This window comes from Oleiharenicola lentus, assembly GCF_004118375.1.
Lineage (GTDB): Bacteria > Verrucomicrobiota > Verrucomicrobiia > Opitutales > Opitutaceae > Lacunisphaera > Lacunisphaera lenta.
In genome coordinates, this window is sequence record NZ_SDHX01000001.1 from 3,107,698 (window position 1) to 3,130,320 (window position 22,623).

A 22,623-nucleotide genomic window follows, 5' to 3' on the forward strand; every position below is an offset into this window, starting at 1 on the left:
TTCCGCGTTGCTGACCGTAGTCATTTTCACGGCGGTAATGGCCATTCTGACCGCCAGCATGCTGAATTACACCGTCAGTGAGCGGCGCGGCAACGAACGAAACCGCCTCATCCTGCGCACCAAAAACGCGGCCGAAAACATTTGTCTCTATGGTGCCGAGCAGATCACGACGAAACTCTATCGCCTGCGCAGTGCCACGACCATGGCATTCATCGGCGGCAGCAACCAGGTGACACTGCCTCCGGAATCTGTCCTGCAGGCCGCGAGCAAAAAATATTCTGCCGGAGACAGCACGATGGAGATTTTTGCCGGCCTGACCAGTGCGACCGGCCTCCAGTTCATTGATCCGGCGGTCTCCCCCAACGACCCGAACGCCGGCCTGCAGGTCAACACCGCGACCGTCCCGATTATCTCCAAGGCCACCGGCTGGCATTCCGCCCTGGGTAACATCACATCCTATGCCCGCCAGGACCTGGCCGTGGACTTTGTGCCCCTTTTCCAGTTCGGCGTTTTCTACAACATGGATTTGGAGATCTGGCCCGGTGCCAACATGACCCTGGCTGGCCCGGTGCACAGCAACGGCGAGATCAATGCCCGTTCGGCCCCGGGATTCACCGCCACCATTGCGTTTCTTGACCGCGTATCCACCTCGAAGGGCTTTTATGCCGATGCCAACAAGCAGGGTGACTCCATCCAGTCCAACGGCGCGATCATGAGCGGCGCCGGCGGCGATGCCCCGGTGACCTTCAAACATACCACCACCGGCACGGCGACTGCCATCAAGTCGAGTTCGAACGTCTGGCGGGATCACAAATATGGCAATTCCAGCGAGACCACGACCACCCAGAACAATTTCAAGGTATTCGCGACCAATACCTATGCCATCAATCTCCGCACCAGCGTGCATGGGGTGACTGAACTTGTCCTCCCCGCGGTCACCGGTTATTCGAAGACCGACAATCCCGCAACCGCGACAGAGGATGAGCGGGACAACGGCCGCCAGATCATATCCCCGCCCAATCACCAGGATTGGAACGGCACCAGCTGGGTGGACACCACCGACAGCGGGGCCATCAAGGAGATCAAGATCTCCCGTCAGGCCGGTCTCTATATCGTGGCAAACCCGGACGACACAACGCGCACCGGCAAGCTGCCCGATGGCAGCAACATCACCATGCTGCCGCGGACCTATCGCGCCTTCCTCAACACCGTGGGTTCCGACCTGAGCCACACCATCCAGGAAGTCATCCTGCCCGGCCAGCCTTGCTACGGTTACAATAACAACGGCACCCCCACTGACGATACCGACGACTGGATGTATGTAAACAATCTCCCCAACCGCTACACCACTTCCACGGTCATCGGCCACAATCAGTTCCTGCGGATGCTGCAACCTTCCTACACTCACGTGCGCCGCTATAACGGTTCAGCCTGGGTGGCCACGGATGCCACCACCCTGCCCGATGGCGCCGGATACACGACCGGTTCTCCCACCATGTCGTCGTTCACGGACGGCTACTTTTTTGACATGCGGCGCGCCACCAACAACTCGGGCCTGGCGGCACTTGGCGCCTCAGGCTCATTCCGTTCCAGCAACGCCTACACGCCGCGCCCTATCGCCAAGATCGACTTCGACCTGACCCGGTTCCGTATGTGCGTTGAACGCACCCTCTCGGGCACGTCGGGAAATTATGCCGCCAGCGACACGGCGTCCACCATCTACGTTGTGTCCGCTCCCAACTCGGGCAATTGGACCAATTCCATCTTCAACCCCTCCGGCACCGCCGCCGCGAAAAGCCTGGGGCTGGGCGGCTCATTCACGACCTTTCCCACGAGCACGACCCTGACCGCCCAGGATCCCTACCGGATGTATCTCGCGCCCTCCGCCCCCACGAGCGCGGCGGTCATCACCCAGATTGCCACCGATCCGTCTGTCTACGCCGTCGGCGGAGCGGACTTGGTCAGCAATTCCTCGAAAAAGCCCTGGTATGACGGCGTCACCGTTTACATCCACTCGGTGGATGCCGAGAAACGCGCCAAAACTTCCGGGGTTCCGGACCGCATTGACTCCGGTGTGAGACTTTGGAACGGCCGCGGACCCATCATCTCCCTCGATGGCACCACCTACCCCAACAAAACCGGCTTCACCTTCTGCACCAACGATGCCGCGTATATCATCGGACATTTCAATGCGGACGGAACGATCAACTCGACCACGACTGCCACAGGCAACGGTGGCTACAGTGCCCGCTACCCCGATTCCGCCAATGAGAAGCTCTGCGCCGTGATGGCCGATGCAATCACCCTACTGTCCCAACCGGTTTACTCGAGTGGCACCACCCCCTACTCCCAGAGCGGCGGCTGGTCCGACTCGCTGAGCGCCCACGCCACGGGCTCGACCGCCGCCGCCTGGGCCACCACCCAGCCCAGCAGCTCAAACGGCTCTGACGGCTCAAACACTTCCTTCGTGCCAGCAGCTCTCCCCTGGTCGGGCCGGACCGCGGGCACCAGCGGCTCCGCCCGCACCACCAAGTTTGATGCCACGACGACCGAAATTTCTTCCGCCCTATTGGTCGGCATAGTGCCAACCAAGCATAACCCCAGCGGACTCACCGATGGGCCGGCCTCCTCCGGTCAAAATGGCCAGGTCAGCGGCGGACTGCACAACTTCCCCCGCCTGCTTGAAGTCTGGGGCTCGTCCGGCCTCTACATCCGCGGTTCAATGGTGGCGATGTTCGAAAGCCGCGTGGCCATGGAACCATGGAGCCAACGCGTTTACTCCGCGCCTGCGCGCACCTGGGGTTTGCACCACAATCTCGCCAGTGCGGCGCACGATCTCCCGCTCGAGCCGGTGCTGCTCGGAGCCCGCCGCCTGGGCTTCAAGGAAATCACCGCCGCGGAGTATGCCACCCTCAAGGCCGCGATCGAGGCGCTGCCCCACTAATCCGGCTCCTCCACCACTCCACCAGAATCAGCCATGCGCGTCCGCGGTGGCTGATTTTGTTTTTTTCGGCATCGGACAACTGCGCATAAGTGCAAGCATGGCCCGCCGGGATGAACAGCGGATCATACCCGAAGCCGCGCCCCCCCTGTGGCTCGCGCGCGAGCACGCCTTCGCACCGGCCCTCAAACACCTCCTCCGCGCCCCCCCCGAGAAGCACGAGCACACACACGAACCGTGCCGCGCGGCGACTCTCCGGCACATCGCGCATCACCTCGGTGAGCTTGCGCAGATTGGCGGCCGCGTCGTGCTGCGGGCCGGCGAAATACGCCGACTCCACGCCGGGCGCGCCGTCGAGCGCGTCCACGCATACGCCGCTGTCGTCGGCCAGCACCCAACTCCCGGCCGGCAACTGCGCAAGCAGGGCCTGCGCCTTCTTCCGGGCGTTGCCGACGAAAGTCCCCGCATCCTCGACCACTTCGGGCATCGGGTTGGCCGGCACGATCCGCAGCGGGAGGCGGGATTCGTCTGCAAGCCTCTGAAATTCCTCCGCCTTGTGCCGATTGCCCGAGGCCAGGTGAATGACCTGGAGCCGGGGTGGCTCCGCGCGGGTCTTTTCAGGCTCAGGCGCCATAGTCCTTCCGATTGAAGGTCGCCTCATCCACGAACATCCGGTCGGGATACTTCACAAAGCCGCGCATCAGCGTGTCATCCCCGTGCACCTCGTGCCGCACCTGCTGCAGGCGGATGGCCTGCGCCAGCGTCTCGGTACGCAGGCCGCGCAGGATCGCCTTGCCCTTGTCGTCGGCGAACAACACCGGCGCATGGTAGGTGAAAAGGTAGTCGAGTTCGCGCGATTGCAGCAGCTCGCTCAACAGCTGGGCTCCGCCCTCGAAGAACACCCCGGTGATGCCCTCCTGGGCACAACGGGCGCGAAAATCCTCGAAGTTCACCTTGGGTGTCGTGGAGTTGAGCACCCAGGCCTTCACGCCCATGGCATTGAGTTTCCGCACATAGCCGAGGCCGCCGTGCGGGGTCGTCACCACGATGGTGCGGTCGCGGAACTCATCGGTATAGACCCCGGGCATCGACTTGTCCGTGACCGTGCGCAGCAGGCCGTCGAACACAAAGCGCCACGGACACCACTCGACTCCGTCCACCCGCGCCGTGAGCCGAGGGTTGTCGGCCCGCACCGTGCCGGCGCCGACCGCGATGGCAGGAAAATAACGGCGCCACAGGTGGCCGTTGGCCCTGGCCGCCTCGCCGGTGATCCATTTCGAGTCCCCGGTCCGGGTGGCCACTTTGCCATCGAGCGTCACTCCCGACTTGGCCGCCAGCAGTGACCGTCCGGTCGTGATCCAGTGATTGAAAATGAGGTTCAGGTCGGTGCAGTCGGCCGCGAGCACGCCCTCGACCACCTCCACCCCGCCGGCACGCAGCAATTCAAAGCCCTTGCCCGCGTGGGCAGGATTCGGATCGGTCGCGCCCACCACCACCCGGCTGATGCCGGCGTCCACAATGGCATCGGTGCAAGGCGGGGTGCGCCCGTGCGTGCAACAGGGCTCCAAGGTCACGTAGAGCGTGGCCCCGGCCCGGGGTTTGCGTCCCAGCGCGCGCAACGCCTTGATCTCCGCGTGGGGCTCGCCGGCCTTGGCGTGAAAACCCTCGGCCACCACCGCGCCTTCTTCTACGATTACGGCGCCCACCAGCGGATTCGGGTGCGTATCGCCCCAGCCCCGGCGGGCCGCCGCCAGTGCCTGACGCATGAATGCCTCGTGCCGGGGTTCGCTCATGAAACAACGGCCGCCACGTAAGGGTTGGTTTCCTTCTCCACCCCCACGGTGGTGCGCTCACCGTGACCGGGAAGCACGACCGTGTCGTCGGGCAGCGTGTAGATTTGCGCGCGGATGGAGCGCTCCAGCTCCTCAAAACTGCCGCCCGGCAAGTCCCAGCGCCCCACGCCACTGCTGAAGAGAGCATCGCCCACCAGTGCAATCTTGGCCGCGGCCTGATAAAACAGCACGTTGCCCGGACAATGTCCCGGCACGTGACGCACCTCAAACTCCCGGCCGAACGCCTTGAGCATTTCACCCGGTTCAAGCCAGGCATCCACCTTGACGCCTTCCAGGCCGAGGCGTTGCCCCATGAATCCTTCCATGATCTCGGGCGTCTCGATCAGCGCCTGGTCGGCCCGGTGCGCGCGCACGATCGCGCCGGTGCTGCGCTTCACTTCGGCCGCCGCCTGCATGTGGTCCCAGTGCCCGTGCGTGAGCCAGAGTTCGGTCAGCCGGCAGCCGGCCTGCTGCAGGAGTGGAGTCACCTTCGCCATGATTTGGCCGGGCGCATCCACGAGCACGGCTTCGCCCCGCTTGGGTTCCAGGAGGAGATAACCGTTGGTCTCGATCGGCCCGGAGGGCAGCACATGGATCTTCACGCGCGTAGATTCGTGCAGTCGACTCAGTCCGCGCAACGCCAAAGCGGTCCGTCAGCTCCCGGCCGGCCGGATTGTCGCGGGAGTCACCGGGCCGTCGAGCACCTCGCGCACCAGCAGAAACAGACGCTCAATCTCGTAGGGCTTTGCCAGGTAGTTCATGCCTTGACGCATCGCCTCCTCATCGCCCGCCACCTCCCGGTTGTAACCGCTGGTGTAGATCACGCGGAGCGCAGGCTTCTCGGCTTGAAGGCGCCGCGCCAATTCGAGACCGCTGACTCCGCCGGGCATGACCACGTCGGTGAGCAGGAGCGCAATCTCATCGCGATGGACCGACCAGAGGTCCAGGGCCGTCCGGCCGTTGTCGGCGGCCAGCACCTTGTAACCTTGCCGCCCGAGCACCTTCACCCCGACTTCGCGAACCGCCGGTTCATCTTCCACCAGCAGGATCACCTCACCACGGCCTGAGGCAGCCGGCAGACGCACTTGCCCGGAAGGTTCGTTGAGGGTCACATGCTGCTGCGGCAGGAAGATGCGGAAGGTCGTGCCCAACCCCGGCTCGCTCTCCACGTCGATCCAGCCGTGATGCTGTTGCACGATGCCAAAAACCGTGGCCAGGCCCAGTCCGGTGCCCTTGCCCACCTCCTTGGTCGTGAAGAACGGCTCGAAAATCTTGGGCAAAATCTCCGGCGGGATGCCCGTCCCGGTATCGCTCACGCTCAGGCAGAGCCAGGAGGCAACCTCGGCGGATACGTTTGCCTCGCGGCCGGGGCGTCTCTCGCTGTTGGTGGCGATGCGCAGGGAGCCGCCGGCGGGCATCGCGTCGCGGGCATTGACCACCAGGTTGAGCACCACCTGCTCCATCATGCCGGCGTCGCCGTTGAAAACGAGCTGGCCCGGCGCGAGATCGAGGTGCATCGCGATGTCCTCGCCGAGGAGGCGCCGCAGCATCTTTCCCAGGTTGGTCACAACCTCGTTGAGATCCAGCGGCTGGATGCTGCTGACCTGCAGCCGGCTGAAGGCGAGCAGCTGGTTCGTGAGATTCGTGGCGCGACCCGCGGCCTTGGCGATCTCCGCCAAGGAATCCTGCGCCTCCGGCGGCAGCGCCGGGCCGTTCTGCAGGAGGCCGAGATGTCCGATGATCGCCGTGAGCAGATTGTTGAAGTCGTGGGCCACGCCGCCGGCCAGCTGCCCGACCGCCTCCATCTTCTGGGATTGCCGCAACTGGGCTTCGAGGAGCGTTCGCTCGGTGACGTCACCGATGTAGCAATGCACGGTCTGCTGCTGCCGGATGGGGTAGAAAGACCAGGAGAGCGTGTGCTTCCCGTGCTTGGTCACCAGGCGGAGGCGAGGCTGCCCGGTTGAGAGGCATTGGGTCACCACCTGCCCGGCCTCGGCCGGCAACATTTTCTCGATCCGGTCCTGGCCCAGCCGGCGCAACATCTCCTCGGCGGCCGGATTTTGGTAAAGCAGGCTGCCATCCGCGGCGAACTCCAGCACAGGGTTGGGGTTGAGTTCGGGGAAATTGGCCAGATGCCTGATCCGGTTCTCGGCCTTTTTCCGGTCCGAGAGATCGAGCACGAACGCCAGCGCTTCGCTCTCCTCACTGCGCTGGTCATCGAGCATCGCCACACCCACCAGGACCGGCACGCGGGTGCCATCCTTGTGAAAATACTCCTTTTCCCACGGCATGCAGAGCCCGCGAGTGCGCAATTCGTCGATGACGCGACGGTCCAGTTCGGCCCACTCGGGCGGCGTCAGGTTCTGCCAGTTGATCCGCCCGGCTAGCAGATCGGCCCGCGTGTAACCAATGATGCGGAGGAACGCGTCATTGGCGTCGGAGATCTGGCCGCGAAAATTGCAGATCAACACGCCCTGGATGTTCGACTCAATGAACCGCCTGACCCGCGCCTCGCTCGCGCGCAACGCCACCAGCTGGCGGTCCGACAGCAGCAACACGAGGCCAAGGGAGAACCCCAGCACGCGCAGCGTCCAGCCCAGGTAGATCCACTCGGGGTAATAGCCGAAATAAAACTGCCACGGCACGGCCAGGCCGAAGGCAATGTAAGGCACCCCGAAAACGATGGCCGGCAGCGTGCCCGGCCGTCGCGTCCGGCGCCACAGGCCGATGAACCACACCAGGATGGTGACCCGGGCGATGGTCACCGTCGTGAAAATCAGCACCAATTCGACCAAAAGGCTCCAGCGTATTGCTTGGTCCGCGGCCACACCGGCCGACTCCAGGGCGGGGGGCGCGAGATACCGCAGAGCCAGGATCACCCCGCTGCCGATGCCGATGTAGAACTTGCCCAGTTTCGCCGGCAGGCGCGCCCCCACCAGGTCGGCACAGCCCGCCAGCAGCCACCAGGTGGCCACGAGATTCAGGCAGTCCGACAGACTGTGCCAGTGACTAAACCCGCCGGTGCGGTCCAGCTCGGCATAAACAATCCCCGCCCGAAATGCCTCCAGCAGCCAGCTCTGTGCGATCAGCCGCGAGAACTTGGCCGGATGCTGCCAATTCATCAGCAGGAACATGCAGCCAAAGGCGGCATGGAGCATGATGATCACCTGCACGATGACTGCCTGCATAGGTCAGCAAACGCTATCGGTGGACGTGGCTCGCCGGGGTGGGCGCTGGGGTTCGGCGCCGTCACCCTACCCGCCGGCCCGACCGGGGCAATCGTCAAATCGGTCTGGTTCGACTCAGGAAGGAACTCGCTTGTCCAAGGCGACCCGTACCGCGCGGTGCAGCTCATCCATTTCGTATGGCTTGGGCAGAAAGACGAAACCTTGGTCCAGATGATCGGTCTCGGTTTTTTCAAGGCCGTAGCCGCTGGAGCAGATCACCTTCAAGGCAGGATTCTCCGCCACCATGCGCCGGGCAATCTGTAGACCGGATACTCCGCCCGGCATGACCAGGTCCGTCAGCAGCAGGTGTATTTCGTTACGGCGTGCGGCCCACAACTCCATCGCGGACAGGCCATCCGGGGCCACGAGCACACGGTAACCCTGGCCGCTCAGCGCCCGGAAAACAACGTCACGCACCGCTGGTTCGTCCTCCACCAGCAGGATCGTTTCACCACGTCCTCGCCCCACAGTCTCGGTCTTGGCCGCTTGCCGGGTCACGGCCGCCGCCACCCGGGGCAAATAAACCCTGAACGTCGTGCCTTGCCCAAGCTGACTGCTGACCTCGATGCGTCCCTGATGTTGTTGCACGATGCCGAACACCGTGGCCAGGCCGAGCCCGGTGCCCTTGCCCACCTCCTTCGTCGTGAAGAAAGGCTCGAAAATCTTCGGCAATACTTCCGGGGCAATGCCCGTACCGGTGTCCGTGACCTCCAACACCGCGCCAGGAGGGCATACCCCGGCCGGCAATTCGGCGTCCCTGGCCGGGCGGCTGTGGATCTGCAGGCGGCCCCCCCGGCTCATCGCGTCCCGCGCATTGATGGCCAGATTGAGCACGACCTGCTCGATCATGCCCGGGTCGGCCCGCAGCCATACTGGTTCCGCCGAAGCGGTGATCTCGATGGAAACTTCCTCAGTGATGAGTCGCCGCAGGAGCTTCCCCAGATTGGCCACGAGCGGACCAAGCTCAACGTCCCGCTTCTGTGCCTTTTCCTGCCGGCTGAAAACCAACAGCTGGCGCGTCAGCGCTGCCGCGCGTTCGGCGGCCGCCCGAATGTCGCGCAACAGCGGTGCATTCTCACCGTGCCCGGCCAAGCCCGACTGCAACAGTCCGGCATTGCCGGTGATGACGGTCAGCAAGTTGTTGAAATCATGCGCGACCCCGCCGGCCAGTTGCCCGAGAGCCTCCATTTTCTGAGACTGGCGGAACTGGGCCTCCAGCTGCTGCACCTCGGTGATATCACGTGAATTCACTACCACCAGCGGCTCACCTTCGGCCGCGGGAAGCCGGCGGCCCAACGACTGCAGCACGCGCCACTGGTCGTCGAAGGTCCGAACCCGGAACTCGACCGCAGTGGGTTCGTCGGTGGCCGCGGCCCGGGCAATCGTCGCACGCACCGCCGCCTGGTCCTCGGGGTGAATCAGCTCGTAGATGTCAGCCGACACCGGCGTGCCGGCGGGGCGAAGCAACACGCGACTGGCCGCCGGGCTTTGGTATCGAATCTGTCCGTCAACGGTCAGCACGGAGATCAGATCCGAGCTGTGCTCAATGAGGTTCTGGAAATACTCCTCCTTCGTGCGCAACGTTTCCTCGGCCTGCCGGTGTTCGGCGATTTCTTTCGCCAGTTCGCGATTCACCCGGCGCAGTCTGAGCTGTTGCCCGATCAACCGCCCCGTGAGCACGGCCACGAGCCCTCCCGCCAGCGCGATCATTGCCAGAAACCACGGCTGCCGCCAAACCGGCGGGAGCACGGTGAACTCCAGCACCGCCGGGGTCGGATCGACATTGAAATCACGGTCGCGGGCCCTGACCTCCAAGCGGTGCTGACCGGGAGTCAGCGCAAAAAGCGCGCGCCCCGTCTCGGTGCTGAAAACAGACCAAGCCCCGCCATCCAGCCGGTGCGAAAACTGCAAACGCGCCTCTTCCGGACTGCGCCAGGGTGAACGCCCCGCCCACGCGACCGAGAGATTTCCCGGCGGTGGCACCCGCTCCGGAGCGAGGGTGAATGTCGTTTCGGGCGGCGGTCCGGTGAATTTGTGAGCGATGGTGCGAAAATCCTCGCCGGCCGGTTTTCGCCCGGGAGCAGGCGCCCTCGACCACGCCCGCCACATCCACTCCGCCGGAAAGTGGTTGATCCAAATCCTTCCATTCCGCCCGGCCCGGAGACTGCCGCCATCGTGCGGCAATACAAATTCGGCGGGAAAGCCGCCCGGCGTCCAGGCATGACCGTCAAACCGGCTGATATCGTGATCGGTCGCCGCCCAGACGGTTCGGTCCTCGGTTTGGGTGAACCCGCGGATGCCATTGGCAACCAGGCCGCCCTTTTGCAGATAACTGCGCCATTCGCGACCGTCGTAGCGGAACGCCCCGAACTGGCGCGAGCCCACCCAGAATTCGCGGTCGCGAGTGGTGAACATTGCGTCCACCTGCCCGAAATTCATTCCCTTCGGCGCGTGAGTTCGCTCCCAGCGACGTCCGTCGTAGACCGCCAGCAAATTGCGTCCGGTCCAAATCCGGCCGTCGGCCGACTCAGCCAACGAGGAAAACTTGCCAACCGGTTCGGGCCGTTGCGTTGCAGGCAGCAGGGTGGCGGGATCGTCGTCGTTGGCCCCGGTGGGGGCGCGGCCGGGCTGATGATGGTGGATCCACCGTCCCCCGCGGTATTGCAGCAAACCGGCCTTGTGCCGCTCCGGCGCCCGCGAATCCACGGTGGCCGCGAACCACAGTGAGCCGTCGGAGGCTTCCAGGACGCCGCGCCAATCGACGCCCCAGGCGAACTCGGTCTGCACCATGCGTTCCCAGCGGCCGTCCCCGCGGTAGCGCGCCATCGCCGCCTCGCCGCCGTGACTGCCCGCAACCCAAACTTCGTCCTGCCGGGTGCCAAGCAGTGCCACCGGCGCATCCGGCAGTCCGTCACCCGCATCGTAACATTCCCAACGGCCGGCTAGATGTCGCACCACCCGCCCGTCACGGTGCAGAAACCATTCGGCGCCATCCGGGCCCTGCCACTGGAACATCAGGTCCAGCAGCGTGACCCAGCGACCCGTGTCGTAATCCACCCGCTGGATCTCGGTGCTGGGTCCGCCGATCCACAGCGCCCCGTCGATTCCCTCGCAGAGGAAACTCCACGCCGTCGGGATCGGGACGGCGGGTTTCTCGTAACTGTGCCAGCGGCCGTCCCGCCAGGCCGCGACTTGGTAGCGAGCGGACACCCACACAGTCCCGTCCCTGGTCTGCAGGAGATTGTTGCAATCTCCCGGCGCCCCCTCGGCCGAGAGCGGCCGCGCGGTCCAGCGCGATCCGTCGAAAACATTCAAATGCCCCGAATCCAGCCCATACACGACCCAGATTGCACCATCGCGCAGCCGAAGCACCGACGGACGGCGCCCGGGCTTGAGACCGTCCTTAGCGGTGTAAACCCGCCAGGCTTCGTCGCCGGCAGCCGGTGAGTAATGCAGCACTTCCCCCTCATCCGCCACCATCCATAACCCGCCCTGGCCGTCGGAGGTCAAATCAGACAACGCAAGTTCACCGGCGCGCCGGCTGGCCGAAATGTGGGCCGTCACCTTTTCGGGAATGGTCACTTTCTCCACGTCCGACACTGTTCGATCCACCGGCACCCGGGCAGCCTGGGCCGAAGAGGTGTGAAGCCGCGCCCGACCATCACGGATTTCCAGCAAGCCCCACAGGCTCGCAACCCAAACGGTTCCCTGGGCATCAACAATCACTTTGCGGAAATCACCGAACATCCGCCCTGTGCGCTGCCAGGCCCAGTTCCACTGGCCCGCCTGATATCGCTGCATGCCCCAATACCCCACCGCCAACACCGAGCCCGCGGGCTCAACGGCCATGGCGTTCACCGGGCCGCCGTGAAACACCAAGGCGTTGTGGTTTTTCCAATCAAGGCCGTCATAGCTCCAGATCGTTTCGTTGGTGCCGAACCACACCACTCCGTCGGGCGCCTGCACCATGCAATTGGCCGCCAACCCGCTCAGTTCCGGATAAGAGCGCCACCGCCAAGATTCGTGCATCGGGTCGGCATACCGAGGGACGAAGGGATCGGCGGCGGCGGCCCCGACCGACCCGACCAAGCTGAACCCCACGAGGATCTGCAACCTCAGCGCCCATCTAGCAGGCCAGCTGCTCTGGCACCGCACCCAGCGCCCAAACCATCGGCAAACCTTACCGTTGGGGTTAGCATCCTTCACGACGTCGTAATCAACTTTGTAAAGCAGATCGTGGCAATCTCCGAACCTGTGTCCGCCAAATCCCGCCTTGCCCCCCTTCCCGCCATCCTCTGTCCTCTGCCCTCTGTCTCCCGCCATGACCTCCGCCCAAATCCGCCAGTCGTTCCTCGATTTCTTCGCCCAACAGGGCCACACGATTACGCCGTCGTCGTCCTTGCTGCCGGACTCCCCCGGGCTGCTCTTCACCAACGCCGGCATGAACCAGTTCGTGCCCATCTTCCTCGGCGACCGCGCGCCCGACGTCTCGAAGTGGGCCGGCGTCCGCCCGGCCAAGGACACCCGCGCCGCCGACACCCAGAAGTGCATCCGCGCCGGCGGCAAACACAACGACCTCGAGGACGTCGGTTTCGATACCTACCACCACACAATGTTCGAGATGCTGGGCAACTGGTCCTTCGGCGACTACTTCAAGAAGGAGTCGCTGCAGTGGGGCTGGGAACTGCTCACCAAGGTCTGGGGCATCCCGCCGAAGCGCCTCTTCGCCACCGTCTATGCACCCAACAAGGCCAAGGGCGACCCCGCCGACTTCGACCAGGAGGCCTACGACATCTGGGCCGGCATCTTCAAAAAGGAAGGCCTCGACCCCGCCATCCACATCGTCCACGGCAACAAGAAGGACAATTTCTGGATGATGGGCGACACCGGCCCTTGCGGCCCGTGCTCCGAGATCCACTTCAACCTCCTCCCCTCCGACGACGAGGTCGAAGGCCGCAAGGGAGTGAACAGCTCCAGCCCGCGCTGCATCGAGATCTGGAACCACGTCTTCATCCAGTTCAACGCGAACGCCGACGGCACCTTCGCCCCGCTCGCCGCCAAGCACGTGGACACCGGCATGGGCTTCGAACGCGTCGCCGGCATCATGGCCACGACGAAGGGCTTCAAGGATTTCTCCGCCGAGCCCTCCAACTACAACGCCGACGTCTTCGCCCCGCTCTTCGCCAAGGTCGCCGCCCTCTCCGGCAAGACCTACACCGGCACCGTGCCGACCAAGCGCGAGGGCCTCACCGAGCAGGAGAACATCGACATCGCCTTCCGCGTCCTCGCCGACCACGCGCGCTGCGTCAGCTGCGCCATCGCCGACGGCATCCTCCCCGCCAACGAGGGCCGCAACTACGTCATCCGCCGCATCCTCCGCCGCGGTATCCTCTACGGCAAGAAGCTCGGCTTCAAGGTCGGCGACTTCTCCCAACTCGTCGCCCCCGTCGTCGAATCCCTCGGCCACGTCTTCCCCGAGCTGAAACAGCAGCAGGACATCGTGCGGCGCGTGATCGCGAGCGAGGAAGAGTCTTTCGGCCGCACGCTCGAACGCGGCCTCCAGATCTTCAACAAAGCCGCGGCCTCTGGAAAAATTGATAGCTCTGCCGCCTTCGAACTCTACGACACCTACGGCTTCCCGCTCGACATGACCCAGCTGCTCGCCACCGAGCGCGGTCTCACGGTAGACACGGCGAAGTTCGAGGAGCTGATGGAGCAGCAGCGCGAGCGCGCCCGCGCCGCGCAGAAGAAGGAGATCGTCGTCGCCGCCACCGAGGGCGAGAACACCAACGTCGAACCGACCAAGTTCCTCGGCTACACCGAGACGACCGCCACCGGCAAACTCCTTGAGGTGGTGAAGACCGAGAAGGACACCTTCCTCATCGTCGACCAAACCCCTTTCTACGGCGAAATGGGCGGCCAGACCGGCGACACCGGGACCGCGGTCATCAACGGTGAGACGTTCTCCATTGTGGACACCGTGAAGGACAAATACGGCCGCCACCTGCACAAGTTGGCTCCGGCCTCCAGCCTCCCGGCTCCGGCCTCCACTGCAACCCTTCAGGTTGACGTCGCCCGCCGCCGCGCCATCAACCGCCATCACAGCGCCGCGCACTTGATCCACTGGGCCCTGCGCAAGGTCCTTGGCACCCACGTCCGCCAGGCCGGCACGTCCAAGACTGCCGACCGCATGCGCTTCGACTTCTCGCACTTTGAGGCGATGACTGCCGAACAGATGAAGGAGGTCGAGCGCCTCGTAAACGAGAAGGTCATCGACAACGCCAGGGTCGAATCCTACGAGACCGAATTCGACAAGAAGCCCGAGGGCACCCTCGCTTTCTTTGGCGACAAATACGGCAAGTTTGTCCGCGTCGTAGACATCGGCGGCTACAGCCGCGAGCTCTGCGGCGGCACGCACGTCGCCACCACCGGCGAGATCGGCCTGATCAAGGTCGTCGCCGAAATGGCCGTCGCCGCCGGCACCCGCCGCATCGAGGCCGTCGCCGGCCAGCCTGCCTACGAGTTCGTCGCCGGCGAGGAGGCCGCCCTCAAGGCCGTCAGCGCCCGCCTCAACGCCGGCGTGCAGGACGTCACCACCAAGCTCGACTCGCTCCTCGTCCACCAGAAGGAGCTCGAGCAGAAGCTCAAAGCCTATCAGGCTAAGGAATCCGCCGGCCTCGCCGAGGAACTCGCCGCCAAGCCCGTCGAGAAGGACGGCCTCAAATGGATTTCTGCCGTCGTCACCGCCGAAAACCAAGACGCCCTGCGCTCGCTCGGCAGCCAGGTGCTGCACAAGGTCGGCGCCGGCGCGGTCGTGCAACTCGGCGCCCTCTTTGACGGCAAGGTCGCGCTCGTCGCCTACTGTTCACCCGAAGCCATCAAGTCCGGCCAGGCGGCCGGCAAGCTCATCGGCGCCCTCGCCGGCAAGCTCGGCGGCAAGGGCGGCGGCAAACCCGACTACGCCCAAGGCGGGGGCGGCGACGCCAGCAAGCTGGCCGACGCGCTGAAGCTGTAAGGCTTACGAGTATGAGCGTGCCTTGTGCGCGCCCTCGGGCGTGGACAAGCCACGCCCCTACATGTGGAGGGCTGACCTCCGTGCCAGCCGCGGTCGGTGCGGAGACCGACCCAAAACAATCACTCGTCGCGCAGTGCGACAAGCGGATCAATCTTCGCGGCACGACGCGCGGGCAGATAGCTCGCGAGCAACGCCACGAGGATCAACACCAGCGCGACGACCCCGTAAACCATCGGATCGGTCGGTTGCACGCCGAAGAGCATGCTGGTCATGTAGCGGCTCAGCAGGAACGAGCCGACTAGGCCGATCACCACGCCGAGGCCCGCCTTCCACAGGCCCTGGGTCAGGATCAGGCCGACGATCTGGCTTTGCGAGGCGCCGATCGCACCGCGCACACCGATCTCGCGGGTGCGCTGCGACACATCGTAGGCCAGCACACCGTAGATGCCGAGGGCTGAGAGGAAAAGCGCCAGACCGGCGAAGGCCGCGAGCAGGAGCATGACCGCGCGCCGGTTGTCGAACGACGCCCCGACCACCTTCTCCATGGAGCCGACATCGTAGAGGAAAATCGTGGGATCGAGCTCCTTCATCTTGGCGCGCAGGACCGGGATCAGTTCCTCCGGCGGCCGGCTCGTCCGCACGAACATCGTCGCCCCGCCCGGGCGAGCGCCCTGCGGCACGACCTGGTAAATGAAGGGATTGCCGCTCTTCTCCTCGACACCGTTGTGCGGAATGTCGCGCACGACGCCAATAATGGTCGGCCAGTCTTCGGGTTTCTCCGGGCGCGGCCCGAAGGCGAACCGTCCGCCGATGGCCGATTTGCCGGCGAAGAACTTCCGGGCGAAACTTTCGTCCACCACGAACACGCGCTGCTTGGGATCGCGGTCCGCCTCGGTGTAGAAGCGCCCCTCGAGCACCTTCAGCCCGAGCGTTTCGGCATAGCCGGGCGTGACCTGCACGCGAAACGCGCCGGGCTGCGGTGAACCGGGCGGCAGCGTGTCCTGTTCGAGCGTGAAGGCGTTGATCGGCAGGCCGCCTTGGAACGGCGTGGAGCCCGAAAGCGCCACCGACGTCACCCCGGGCAGCTCCTGCAAGGATTGCCGAAGGCGTTCCTGAAACTTGTCTGCCGATTCCGCCGTGGCCCGGTGGGCCTGCGGGATGATGATGCGGGCCGTAACCACGCCCTTGGGATCGAACCCGGGGCTTACGGCAAGGGCCTTGGAGAAACTGTGGATGAGCAGACCCGCGCCCGTCAGCAGCATGAGGGCCACGGCCACCTGCACGACGACGAGCACGCTGCTCAGCGCGCGGACCCCGCGGCCGGAGGAGGCGCTGCGTGAGCTGCTCTGGATGATTTCCGCGAGATTGGTGCGCAGGATGTGGAAAACCGGGATCAAACCGATCAGCAGCCCGATGGCCACGGTGAGTGCGATGGCGAAGCCGAGCACCCGGTAATCGAGCGTCGCCGGCAGGGACAGGGGCAGCATCTTGGCCAGGTAGAAATTGCTGCCGCGCAGGGCCGCCCACGCCAGAGCGATGCCGAGCACGGCACCCATCGCGGTGAGCAGCACGCTCTCCAGCATGAGCTGGCGCGCGATAAGACCGCGACCGGCGCCCAGCGCCGAACGGATGGCCAGCTCGGACTGACGGGAGTTGGCCCGCACGAGCTGCAGGTTGGCCACGTTAACGCAGCCGATCAGGAGCACGAAAGCGACGACGCCCTGCAGGATGAGGAGGGTCGTGCGCACCGGCTGCACGCGTTGCTCCTGCACACCGCCCACGTTCATCGTCATGCCCGAACGCTCGGAGAACTGCTTCACGCCGGGGGGCGAGGCCTCGACGTAGCGCTGTTCCAGCGTCTTGGCCTCGGCATCGGCCTGCCCGGCCGTGACGCCCGGCTTAAGGCGGCCGAAAAGCTGAATGCCCACGCCGTAGCGGCCCTGTGGATTTTCCTGCTGGGGCTGCCACGACAGTGGGGTCACGTATTTGATCCGGGCGTCCCAGGCCTCGAACACGCGGGGCGCCACGCCGATGATCTTGAAGGTCTCGTTGCCGATCCGCATCTCCTTGCCGACGATTTCCGGGTCCTCGGCGTATTGGGTCCGCCAGAAGGTCTGCGTGAGCACCACGACCTTGTCGGCACCGGGCTTGTTCTGCTCCTTGGTGAAGAACTCTCCGAGCAGCGGCTGCACGCGCAGAATCGGGAAAATCTCGGCCGTCGCCCGCGCCATGTCGAGGCGGACGGGGTTCTGCTCCTCGCCGACCATCTGCTGCTGGAATGTCCAGAGCGCGATCATCTCGTAAGAGGAAGCATTTTTGCCGTAATCGAGGTAGAACGGGACGTTGGCCGGCATCTTGTCGAGGCCGGCCTTCTTGGCCGAGGTGTAGAGCTCGACGATGCCCTCCGGCTCGGAAAACGGCAGCGGCTTCAGCATCAGCGAATAGACCGTCGAGAAGATCGCCGTGGTGGCGCCGATGCAGAGGGCGAGCGTGAGCAGCGTGGTGGCCGTGAGGCCCTTGGCCTTCCAGAGGAGGCGGGTGGCGTGGCGGAGGTCGCCGGCAACGCCGGTCAGCATGCCGGTGGAGGTCGGCACGGAATCAGGGGGGAGGGACATGGTAAAAGAGAACCCGGGGAACGTGCGGGAAGTTACACTTTAAGCGCCGCCGAAGCCACGCCCAATCTGGACAAGCGGGCGTGAGGGCGTCCCGGCGGTTGACCCCCGGCGGGGTTGTGGTTCCGTGGAAGGGAATGTCCGTGCCCGCCCAAGTCGTCATCCTCGCCTTCAACGCCAGCAACCAGCTGGCCGTGCGCGCCGCCGGCACCCGCCTGGGTCTGGCCTTTGTCGGAGCCGACGAGGCGATGGCCACAGCGCGGCTGGAGAGCTGCTTCAAGGAGCACACTCCGGCTGCGGAGTATTTCACCTGCACCGCCGGAGCCCTCTCCTACCGGGTGTTTTTCACCCAGGTCGCCGGGGAGCCGTCCGACAACGAGGTGAGGTTTCACTGCCTGGAACAGTTGGATCGCCAAAAGGCCGCCCAAGCCGGCTCACTCGCGGCGGTGTTGGCCGGGCTCGAACCGCACCTGATCGAGATTCCCTACCTGCACCTCGGCGAGAACGACTACATCTACAAGTTCCGCGTCGAGCGCGACCGCAACCGCGGCATCTACCAGCAGGACGACGCCGCGCGGGCACTCTACCAGAGCCAGCTCTGCGAGGCCATCAAACGCCTCTCGCGCACGCATGAACGCACCGCCGGCAAGCCCGCGATGCTCGACTTCGGTGCGGTGCGCTACGTCATCCCCAGCCATTTTGGGTTCTGTCTCGGTGTGAAAAACGCGATCGAGCGCGCTTACGAGACGCTGGCGGAGAACCCCGGCCGCCGCGTGTTCATGCTGAGCGAGCTGATCCACAATCCGTTTGTGAACGAGGATCTGCTCCAGCGCGGCCTGCGCTACCTGCAGAGCGACAAGGGTGTGGGCTTCACTGACGAAGGCCTGGTCGCCGCCCCGGGGGCCACCCCGCGCCTGCTCTGGGACACGCTGACCGGCGAGGACGTGGTGATCATCCCGGCCTTCGGCGCCACCGACGAGGACAAAAAGCGGCTCGTGCGCAAAGGCCTGAAAGTCGCGCAATACGACGCCACCTGCATGCTCGTGGAAAAGGTTTGGAAGGCCGCCCGCAGCTACGGTCGCGCCGGCTACACCGTGATCATTCACGGCAAAAGCGAGCACGAGGAGACCAAGGCGACTTTCTCCAACTCCCGCCGTCACGCCCCGTCGCTCATCATCCGCCATCTCGACGAGGCCCGCCTGCTCGGTGACTACATCAGTGCGCCCGACGAGGCCAAGCGCGCCGCCATCCTCGAACACTTTGCCGGCCTCTGCACCCCGGGCTTCGATCCGGCACACCACCTGGAGCGCATCGCCGTGGTGAACCAAACCACGCTCCTGATGAACGAAACGGCCGCCATCATCGACTATTTCAAGGAGATCTACACCGCCCGCTACGGCGCGGAAGTGGCCGAGGAACGGGTCGGCGGCGCCGGCCGCAAGGACACGCTTTGCTACGCCACGCAGGTGAACCAGGACGCGCTGCAACGCGCCCTGGGATTGCCGCTCGACGCGGCGTTCATCATCGGCGGCAAGAACAGCTCAAACACCTACCAGCTCTATAGGCTCTGCGAGCAGACGCTCGGCAAACGGGCCTTCTTCATCCAGTCGGAGAAGAGCATCCTCGGTGCGGACCGGATCATGCACTACGTTTTCCCTTCGGCGGGCCGCGGTTCCGCCGGACACACCGAGATGCTGCCCCTCTGGCCGGACTGCTCTGCGCCCAAGACCGTCTTGATCACCGGCGGCGCTTCCTGCCCCGATGGATTGGTCCAGCAGGTGGTTTCGCGCATCAACGCGCTTTTCCCTGCCGAGCGCCTGCGGAAGATCGAGGACGTGCTGGCGGGACTCAGAAACGAACCGTGACGCCGCCGCGGATACCGACGGCGCTGCCCAGATCAATGTCGGCGGTGCGATCGCCCAGCTTCTGTTCGTAGGAATCAAGCTGCTGGGCCGTCACGCCACCGAAGAGTCCAAAACGGTCGTTCACATCCCAATCGAGGTTCAGGTCGGCGTAATAGCCCGTGAGGAACTTGGTGGCCGTGCTGCTGAGCGTGGAATCGCCAGTTTCCGAATCAACCGTCTCGATGTCGGTGTTAGGCATGGCCGCCACCTGGAATGACTCGTAGGCCGTGTAGCGGGTGCCGGCATAAGCGCCGGCCAGACCCACACTGGCGCTGATACCGATGGTGTCGGTGATCTGGGTGCGCAGGGTCGGCCCGAATTTAAACATGAAGTAGGCGCCCTTGACCTGCCAGCGCCCGGTCACATTCGCCCCGCCGGGGGTCAGCACATCGGTGGTGAGACTGGGATCGGGAGCAATGGGCAGGGCCACGGTGTTCTCGAAAGTATTGGCCACCCCGTCGCCGTCGGAATCAAGCGTGGTGTCGTTGCTCGGGTTGCTCAGCTGGCTAAGGGGCAGGACCGACCCGTTGGTGGTGTAGTAATCGGTGTAAGTCCGCAGCGTGGAAGCCACCGAGCCGGCGGTCTTGCTGTTGATGTCGTTCAGCGAGATTCCCGCCAGCACCCCCCACTTGAAATACCGCCCGCTGGAGCCGAGCTCCCGGTTCATCTGCAATTCCAGGCCGCCGCTCATGCCCTGTTCCTTGGCCAGGCTGCCACCGTCGGAAACCGCCGCGTAGTTGTTGAAGGCAACATAGCCCGGCTTGGTCAGAAACTGGCTTTGCCCCATCACATCCCACTCACGGGTCATGCCCGGGGTGTAGGAAAGATAATCGCCGACCAGGCGCTGAACGTCCTGCGTGCCGATCACGTTGCCGTTGGAGTCGGTGACATTGACCGTGACCGTGGAATAAACCTGATAGCGACCGCCGGGCGTGGAGGTTTGGTTGCCGTTGCCATCCACCTCATCGGTGCGGAGCCCGTCCAAACCAATCTGCCCATCGTTGTAAGAGCGCACCACCGCCCCTTCCGAGGCGGGGATGATTTCATTCAGGAAAGGCACGGTGCCGAGATTGCCGAAACTGACCTTGCCACCAGAATCCAGGATGCGGAGGCCGACCGAAACCCGGGTCTTGGGGGTATACCACATGCCATCGTTGCGGGCCAGCTGGCTCATACGCTCCTCCTCCTTGGCACTCGTCTCCTGGGCGGACAGAAAGGCCGGCAGGGCGGCGAGGAGGACGAGGGCAACAGGACGGAAGCGTGGCATCATTGGAAAAGTGGACATAGGGGCGGGAGACAGCCTTGGAAAGGGGAAACTGACGCGGGTTCCGTGTCAGGCCTTTTCCATCGGCTCTTTGGGCTCTTCCTTCAGCACGCCGACCTGGCGGGCCAGGCGCTTGAGGTCCTCTTCCTTCTGCTCGAGCTCTGTCTCCTTCTCCTGCTGAGCCTGCATTTTTTCGAAAAGGGAAGCTTCGCTCTGGTTGAGGAACTCCTCGCGCTCCTGCAGCGCCACGCGCTGCTCCTTGATGGAGGCCTCCTGCTGGTCGAGCGTCTCCTTGAGCTTGGCGAGGGCTTCCATTTCAGCGGGATTGACGCCACCGGGTGAAGGGGCGGAAGCCTGTTCCTTGCGGAGGGCATCGATCACTTTCTCGCGTGCCTGCAAAAGTGCTTCGGTCTCGGCCAGGGCCCGGTCTTTCTCGGCCAGTTTGTTCTCGGCCTCGGCCAGCGCCATCTCGCGCTCGCCCACCTTGGCCTCGAGGCCGCGCAGGGCTTTCTCCAGCTCCTCCACCTGGGCGCCGCTGAGGCCGGCACCTTTACCGCCCCAAGGGGCGCGTGAGCTCGACATGATCGCGTCGATCGACTTGCGGGCCGCCGCGGTGGCCTGTGACGCCTCCTGGGCCCGCTGCAAAGGCGTGGCCCTTCGGGGCAACACCAAGGGTTTCAATCCACTGCTCGGACGGGCCGGAAACTTGATGCTGCCAGGAGGGGGAAAAGAGGGCGCAGCCGGACCGGGCGCCGCGGATTTCAGCGGCGGCGGAAACATCGGCCCGGGAGGCGGTCCTCCGGGCGGGGTTGGCGTGTTGTTATCCAAAGGTGGATGGGACGGGCAGACTAGCGCTTGCCGAAGAGCTTCGAGAAGAAGCCGCCCTTCTTGTCCTCGACGGGAGCACTGGCCGCAACCCCGGCGGGTGCGACATCCTTCAGCGCAACACTGACGAGCCGCACCGCGATCGCTTCGCGGACCGGATCATTCAGCACGATGAAGTATCGCTCGTAAGTGCCACCATCTTTGAGGTGCTTGATCAAAGCCGCCTTGCCGTCCTTGAACCACTCCAAAGCGATGTTGAGCGTCAGGCGCATCATGGCCTCCATCTTGGCCAGCTCTTCCTTGGAGAGAGTTTTGCTGATGGCGGCGTCGCTGTTGGAGAGACGAGCCCCGAAGGACTTGGCCAGCGCAACTTGGTCGATCCGCGGAATGCTGCCCGCAATGAGTCCAACCGCCTCGGGCAGGTGGAGACCGGTGGAACCCTTGCGATACGGGAGAAATTTGCCGATACCTTCCTCGTCACCATGGGTGAGCGCGTTCAGCGCATTGCGGAAATCGCCACCGAGCACGACCTTCGTGGACATCTGTTGTCCGAGATTGGCAAACTCGCCGATCGTCTTGATGCCCTCGGATGCGCACACGACTCGCGTGCCTTCGCTGAAATTGGCCAGCGCCAGCGGGAAGTTTTCGGGAATGCCGAGGCGGCCAAGTGTCTTGAGAATGGGGTTCTCCTTGGCGGAGGTCACTTCGACCTGGGCAACCATGTCGCCAAAAGGATCGTCGAAAGCGAGCGTCTCCTTGAGAATGCCGATCAGGTGATCGGCCCGGTCGGAGCTGCCGGCGATTTCCGGCAGCATGAGCAGCTCGTCGTAGGAGAAATCGATGTATTTAGAGGGCTTCTCGTCCTCGCCCTTGTGCGGCCACTCCTTGGTGTCGAGATTTTGAGCCAGACTGACCAGCGAGGTGTCAGCCATGATGGAATTGCGGAATTTCTTCCGGATTTCTTCCCATTCGGTGGAATTGAACTTGGCCATGGTGCGGAGGA

Annotated in this window: 12 protein-coding genes; 3 read left to right on the forward strand and 9 right to left on the reverse strand. The window is 64.4% G+C overall.

Annotation, left to right across the window (positions count from 1 at the left end; genetic code table 11):
- Positions 1-37 precede the first annotated feature (37 nt).
- The gene (locus ESB00_RS12870) at positions 38-2,944 is read left to right on the forward strand and encodes a hypothetical protein (RefSeq protein ID WP_129048086.1); all 2,907 of its coding nucleotides are present in this window, start codon (positions 38-40) and stop codon (positions 2,942-2,944) included.
- On the opposite strand, the gene rdgB is transcribed toward ESB00_RS12870, so the two are convergent.
- The 5 genes from rdgB to ESB00_RS12895 all read right to left on the reverse strand — a co-directional run bounded on the left by rdgB (position 2,913) and on the right by ESB00_RS12895 (position 12,113).
- Positions 2,913-3,575, reverse strand: coding sequence for an RdgB/HAM1 family non-canonical purine NTP pyrophosphatase (gene rdgB / locus ESB00_RS12875; RefSeq protein ID WP_129048087.1), 663 nt, complete (start codon positions 3,573-3,575; stop codon positions 2,913-2,915). The genes ESB00_RS12870 and rdgB overlap by 32 nt on opposite strands.
- Positions 3,565-4,734, reverse strand: a complete 1,170-nt coding sequence (gene ribD / locus ESB00_RS12880; protein ID WP_218938742.1) for a bifunctional diaminohydroxyphosphoribosylaminopyrimidine deaminase/5-amino-6-(5-phosphoribosylamino)uracil reductase RibD — start codon at positions 4,732-4,734, stop codon at positions 3,565-3,567. Before ribD ends, rdgB begins: the two co-directional genes overlap by 11 nt.
- Positions 4,731-5,375, reverse strand: a complete 645-nt coding sequence (locus ESB00_RS12885) for an MBL fold metallo-hydrolase (protein ID WP_129048088.1) — start codon at positions 5,373-5,375, stop codon at positions 4,731-4,733. Before ESB00_RS12885 ends, ribD begins: the two co-directional genes overlap by 4 nt.
- Before the next feature lie 51 nt (positions 5,376-5,426).
- Entirely contained in the window at positions 5,427-7,961 is a 2,535-nt protein-coding gene (locus tag ESB00_RS12890; RefSeq protein WP_129048089.1) for a hybrid sensor histidine kinase/response regulator, read from the reverse strand.
- Positions 7,962-8,075: 114 nt separating this feature from the next.
- Positions 8,076-12,113: an ATP-binding protein gene (locus ESB00_RS12895; RefSeq protein ID WP_218938743.1), complete on the reverse strand. Its 4,038-nt coding sequence runs from the start codon at positions 12,111-12,113 to the stop codon at positions 8,076-8,078.
- 208 nt (positions 12,114-12,321) lie between these two features.
- Here ESB00_RS12895 and alaS point away from each other — a divergent pair, with 208 nt between their 5' ends.
- Positions 12,322-15,015 (forward strand): alanine--tRNA ligase, encoded by a 2,694-nt coding sequence (alaS, locus tag ESB00_RS12900; protein WP_129048091.1) that lies wholly within the window; start codon positions 12,322-12,324, stop codon positions 15,013-15,015.
- Between the two features lie 119 nt (positions 15,016-15,134).
- On the opposite strand, the gene ESB00_RS12905 is transcribed toward alaS, so the two are convergent.
- Positions 15,135-17,630 (reverse strand): ABC transporter permease, encoded by a 2,496-nt coding sequence (locus ESB00_RS12905; RefSeq protein WP_129048092.1) that lies wholly within the window; start codon positions 17,628-17,630, stop codon positions 15,135-15,137.
- A 134-nt stretch (positions 17,631-17,764) separates the two neighbouring features.
- Here ESB00_RS12905 and ispH point away from each other — a divergent pair, with 134 nt between their 5' ends.
- On the forward strand, positions 17,765-19,492 hold the full coding sequence (gene ispH / locus ESB00_RS12910) for a 4-hydroxy-3-methylbut-2-enyl diphosphate reductase (RefSeq protein ID WP_129048093.1): 1,728 nt from the start codon (positions 17,765-17,767) through the stop codon (positions 19,490-19,492).
- On the opposite strand, the gene ESB00_RS12915 is transcribed toward ispH, so the two are convergent.
- The 3 genes from ESB00_RS12915 to ESB00_RS12925 form a co-directional block, all read right to left on the reverse strand.
- A complete protein-coding gene (locus tag ESB00_RS12915; protein WP_129048094.1) occupies positions 19,476-20,798 on the reverse strand; it encodes a hypothetical protein in 1,323 nt (440 codons plus the stop codon). The two genes, ispH and ESB00_RS12915, sit on opposite strands and share 17 nt — an antisense overlap.
- 66 nt (positions 20,799-20,864) lie before the next feature.
- Complete coding sequence (locus ESB00_RS12920; protein ID WP_129048095.1) at positions 20,865-21,377, reverse strand: coiled-coil domain-containing protein; 513 nt, start codon at positions 21,375-21,377, stop codon at positions 20,865-20,867.
- A gap of 266 nt (positions 21,378-21,643) precedes the next feature.
- Positions 21,644-22,612, reverse strand: a complete 969-nt coding sequence (locus ESB00_RS12925; RefSeq protein WP_129048096.1) for a hypothetical protein — start codon at positions 22,610-22,612, stop codon at positions 21,644-21,646.
- Positions 22,613-22,623: the final 11 nt, after the last annotated feature.

Coding starts and splice junctions, on each gene's coding strand:
- ESB00_RS12870 (WP_129048086.1), top strand. CDS start 38: ATGGCCATTCTGACCGCCAGCATGCTGAATTACACCGTCAGTGAGCGG.
- rdgB (WP_129048087.1), bottom strand. CDS start 3,575: ATGGCGCCTGAGCCTGAAAAGACCCGCGCGGAGCCACCCCGGCTCCAG.
- ribD (WP_218938742.1), bottom strand. CDS start 4,734: ATGAGCGAACCCCGGCACGAGGCATTCATGCGTCAGGCACTGGCGGCG.
- ESB00_RS12890 (WP_129048089.1), bottom strand. CDS start 7,961: ATGCAGGCAGTCATCGTGCAGGTGATCATCATGCTCCATGCCGCCTTT.
- alaS (WP_129048091.1), top strand. CDS start 12,322: ATGACCTCCGCCCAAATCCGCCAGTCGTTCCTCGATTTCTTCGCCCAA.
- ESB00_RS12905 (WP_129048092.1), bottom strand. CDS start 17,630: ATGTCCCTCCCCCCTGATTCCGTGCCGACCTCCACCGGCATGCTGACC.
- ispH (WP_129048093.1), top strand. CDS start 17,765: ATGTCCGTGCCCGCCCAAGTCGTCATCCTCGCCTTCAACGCCAGCAAC.
- ESB00_RS12915 (WP_129048094.1), bottom strand. CDS start 20,798: ATGCCACGCTTCCGTCCTGTTGCCCTCGTCCTCCTCGCCGCCCTGCCG.
- ESB00_RS12920 (WP_129048095.1), bottom strand. CDS start 21,377: ATGTCGAGCTCACGCGCCCCTTGGGGCGGTAAAGGTGCCGGCCTCAGC.
- ESB00_RS12925 (WP_129048096.1), bottom strand. CDS start 22,612: ATGGCCAAGTTCAATTCCACCGAATGGGAAGAAATCCGGAAGAAATTC.